Origin of the sequence: Actinotalea sp. (genome assembly GCF_041597215.1) — a bacterium.
In the GTDB taxonomy this organism is placed as follows: Bacteria; Actinomycetota; Actinomycetes; order Actinomycetales; family Cellulomonadaceae; genus Actinotalea.
In genome coordinates this window covers 1-4579 of the sequence record NZ_JBFHHB010000245.1, presented here as the reverse complement: position 1 = coordinate 4579, position 4579 = coordinate 1, and the positions used below count along the sequence as shown (strand labels likewise).

The window sequence follows — 4579 nt, the reverse complement described above, 5'->3', positions numbered from 1 at the left end:
CTCCGTCCCGGTCTCCGAGCTCGCGGCCGTCTCCCGAGCGACGCTCCCGCAGCACTTCGCCTGAGGCTCGGCGGTGCCCCCTCGTCGCCGGACCGATCCCGTCGAGGGACGGGCCGCGCTGCAGGCCTGGCTCGCCGACCCCACCGGGTCACCGCGTTCCGTGGTCCGCACGGCCGTGCGCTTCACCCTCGAGGAGCTCGCGGAGGTGGCCCAGGGCAACGCGGTCGAGGTGCGGGTTCCGCCGGACGGCGCGGTGCAGGCGGTCGCCGGGCCCCGCCACACGCGCGGGACCCCGCCCAACGTCGTGGAGACCGATCCCGCCACCTGGCTCGCCCTCGCGAGCGGGGCGCTCACCTGGGCGGAAGCCGTCGGCGACGGCCGTGTCTCGGCGTCGGGGGAGAGGGCCGAGCTCAGCGCGTACCTTCCCCTGCAGGCGGCGCGACGGCGCTGACGGCCCCGGTCGACGCCCGGGTGAACGCTTCGTGACAGCTCTATGACCAAAGTCATAGGAGGGGTGCTCCGGGGTGAGGTACGGGCATACCGTGCATAACGGCGCACCGCGCCGCATCGCACCCAGCACCCGGTGCCCGCCACCGCGGGCACGTCCTTGGAGGCTTCCACGATGGTCCTCACCCGGCGCCCGGCCAGGCGCCTCGTCCCGCTCGCTGCCACGGGAGCCCTCGTGCTCTCGGTGGCCCTCGTCCCCACCGCAACCGCCGTCACGACTGCCACGACCACGATCGCCGACGTCCAGGGCGCCGGTGCCGCGACGCCGCTCGCCGGCTCGGTCGTCACCGTCGAGGGCGTGGTCACCGCCGACCACCGCACCGGTGGCTACCGCGGCATCTACGTGCAGACCGCCGGCTCCGGCGGGGCGACGGATGCCACCCCCGGTTCCTCGGACGGCATCTTCGTGTACCTCGGCTCCCGGACGACGCCGGCCGTGATCGGCGACCTCGTCACCGTGACCGGGACGGCAGGGGAGTACTTCGGCCTCACGCAGATCAACGCGAGCAGTGCGGCGGCCGCCGTCACGGTCGTCGGCACCGGGGCCCTCCCTGACCCCGTGAGCCTGCCCGCGACGGTGCTCGGGGACGACCGCGAGCAGTACGAGGGCATGCTCGTCGCCCCGAGCGAGGAGTACCTGGTCACCTCGACCCACGAGGTCGAGAGCTACGGGACCGTCTGGCTGAGCGCCGGCAGCACCCCGACCGTCAAGAGCACAGAGGTCGAGCGACCGGGCCCCGCGGCCGACGCGATCGCCGCCTCGAACGCCGCGCGCCGGCTGCTCCTGGACGACGGCCGCAGCAGCCGGGTGACCGGTGCGACGCAGCCCTACCTGCGGGCCGACGAGCCGGTGCGGGTGGGCGACGGGCTGGACCCGAACGGGCTCGCGTACATCCTGGGCTACGGCTTCGACGAGTGGCGCCTGCAGCCCACGACGCCGATCGACGCCACCACCCCGGCCGAGGGGAAGGCGGCGTTCACCGTGCTGAACCCCCGACCGGCCGAGCCCGCGGACGTCGGCGGTGAGCTGCGCCTGGCGACCTTCAACGTGCTCAACTACTTCACGACCTTCCGCGAGGCCGATGCCGACGCGCGCGGCGCGCAGGACGCCGCCCAGTTCGCCCTGCAGAAGGCGAAGATCGTCGCGGCGATCTCCGCCCTGGACGCCGATGTCGTCGCCCTCCAGGAGATCGAGAACTCCACCCAGTTCGGCGACGGGACGCCCGACGTCGCCCTCGCGGACCTCGTGGCGGGCCTCAACTCCGCAGCGGGCAGCGAGGTCTGGGCGTACGTGCCCACCCCCGCCGCTCTCGTCGGTCCCGCCGCTCCCGCGACGGACCCGATCATGAACGCGATCATCTACCGCAGCGGGACGGTCGTCCCCGTCGGTGCGAGCGTCACCCAGGTCGACGAGACCGTCTGGGACATCGCGCGCGAACCGATCGCCCAGCAGTTCACCGCAGCGGACGGCAGCGGTCGCGACGTGATCGTCATCGCGAACCACTTCAAGTCCAAGGGTGGCGGCGAAGGTGACGAGCCGGCCGACGGTCAGGGCTTCTTCACGGCCGAGCGTGTCGAGCAGGCCCAGGCCGTCCTCGCCCTCGCGGCCGAGCTGGAGTCGTCCACCGGGGTCGACGACATCGCGATCATGGGCGACCTGAACTCCTACAGCCAGGAGGACCCGATCGTGGCCCTCCTCGACGCCGGGTACACCGACCTGGTCAGCAGCCGTGCGGCCGGCCGGTACACGTACACCTTCGACGGTGAGCTCGGCTCGCTCGACCACGTCCTGGCCAGCCCCTCGCTCGCGGCGCGCGTGACCGGGACGGACGTCTGGGACATCAACGCCGACGAGTGGGCCGGCTACGGCTACTACGCCTCCACCCCCGAGGTCGGCACCGTGTACCGGGCCTCGGACCACGACCCGATCCTGGTCGGGGTCGAGGCGTCCTCGACGCTGACCCTCGACCTCGTGGGGATCAACGACTTCCACGGGCGCCTCGAGGCGGGCTCCGGAGGAGTGGCCGGCGCGGCCGTCCTCGCCGGTGCGGTGGAGAGCTTCCGCACGGCGAACCCGAGCACGCTCCTCGTCTCGGCGGGGGACAACATCGGTGCCTCGACGTTCACGTCCTTCATCCAGCAGGACAACCCGACGCTCGACGCCCTGAACGAGATGGGCCTGGACGTCTCCGCGCTCGGCAACCACGAGTTCGACCAGGGCCGCGTGGACGTGGACGACCGCGTCCTGGCCAGGGCCGACTTCCCGTACCTCTCGGCGAACCTGTACGACCGGACCACGGGGGAGCGCGCCTACGACGCCGCCTACGTCACCGAGGTGGACGGCGTCAGCGTCGGGTTCATCGGAGCCATGACCGAGCAGCTGCCCGAGCTCGTCTCCCCGGACGGCATCGCCTCGCTCGAGGTCCGGCCGCTCGTCTCGGAGGTCAACGCCGTCGCGGCGGAGCTCTCCGACGGCGACGCCGCGAACGGTGAGGCGGACGTGATCGTCGTGCTCCTGCACGAGGGGCCGGCCGGTCCCGACCTGGCCGACGTCACCGACGACTCCGCCTTCGGGCAGATCGTCGCGGGGCTGGACGCCGAGGTCGACGCGCTGTTCACGGGACACACCCACCAGGAGCTCGCCCACCTCGTACCGCGCAGCGGCGACCCGAGCGCGCTTCCGCTCCCCGTCGTGCAGGGCGCGTCCTACGGGATCGACCTGGCACACGTGACCCTGACGATCGACCGGGTCACGGGTGACGTCGTCGCGAACGCCGCGGAGATCGTGCCCCTCGCGACGGGCGGGTACACCGCCGACCCCGAGGTCGCCCAGATCGTCGCCGAGGCCGTCGCCGCGGCCGAGGGCCCGGGCAACGTCTCGCTCGGCACCATCACGGAGTCCGTGCTCAGGGCCGTCAAGGCCGACGGAAGCGACGACCGTGGCGGCGAGTCGACCCTCGGGAACCTCGTCGCGGACGTCCAGCTCTCCGCGACGCAGGGGCTCGGCACCCAGATCGCCTTCATGAACCCGGGCGGGCTGCGCACCGACCTGCTGTTCGCCTCCTCCGGCCCGCAGGACCCGGACGGCAACGTCACCTACCGGGAAGCGGCGACCGTGCAGCCGTTCGCCAACACCCTGGTGGCCACGACGCTCACCGGTCAGCAGGTCGTGGACGTGCTCGAGGAGCAGTGGCAGCCGCAGGGGTCGAGCCGGCCCTTCCTCAAGCTCGGCGTCGCCGGGATGACCTACACCTACGACCCCACGGCCGAGCCGGGGGCCCGGATCATCGAGGTCCTGGTCGGCGGGTCCCCGCTGGACCTGGCGGGCGAGTACCGCGTGGTGGCCAACTCCTTCCTCGCCGCCGGGGGTGACAACTTCACCACCCTCGGGCAGGGCACGGACCCGACGGACACCGGTCAGATCGACCTGCAGGCCTTCGTCGACTACCTGGCGGCGAACTCGCCCGTCACGCCGGACCCGGCCCAGCGGGCCGTCGGCGTGCACCTGGACTCCGTCCCCGCCGACGGGTACGCCGCCGGGGACACCGTGAGCGCCACGCTGAGCTCCCTGCAGTTCAGCACCGCCGCCCTCGCGGGAGCCGTCGACGAGGTCACGCTCACGGCCGGTGGGGCCGACCTGGGGACCTTCCCCGTCGACCCGACGATCGTCGACACGACCGACGAGGTCGGACGGGCAGCCGTCGAGTTCGCCGTCCCGGCCGGGGTCACGGGCGAGAGCCTCCTCGTGACGGCCACGGTGGCCTCGACGGGAACCACGGCGAGCTTCACGGTCCCGCTCGCCGAGGTCGCGGCGCCGTTCTGCACCGTGTCGTACTCGGCGTTCGGCTTCTTCCGCAGCTACGTCGCCCGGGTCACGGTGCACAACGGCAGCGACGAGGCGTTGCGGGGCTGGGAGCTCACCTGGACGGCGGCCGAGGGCGATCACGCGCGGGCGGCCATCGGCGCCAAGCTCCGTCAGCGGGGCACCGAGGTGACCGTGAGCGGTGGCCGGTGGTCCTCGATCCCGGCAGACGGCTCGACGAGCTTCTGGGTGGTCGGCACGACGGGACGT

Annotated in this window: 2 protein-coding genes; both read left to right on the top strand. The window is 72.8% G+C overall.

The features are described 5' to 3' along the window. Window positions 1-73: 73 nt before the first annotated feature. Window positions 74-451, top strand: a complete 378-nt coding sequence (locus ABWK99_RS13785) for a sterol carrier family protein (RefSeq protein ID WP_372595274.1) — start codon at window positions 74-76, stop codon at window positions 449-451. 171 nt (window positions 452-622) lie between these two features. Beyond that, the coding region (locus ABWK99_RS13780; RefSeq protein WP_372595273.1) for an ExeM/NucH family extracellular endonuclease at window positions 623-4579 on the top strand (3957 nt) is incomplete at its 3' end.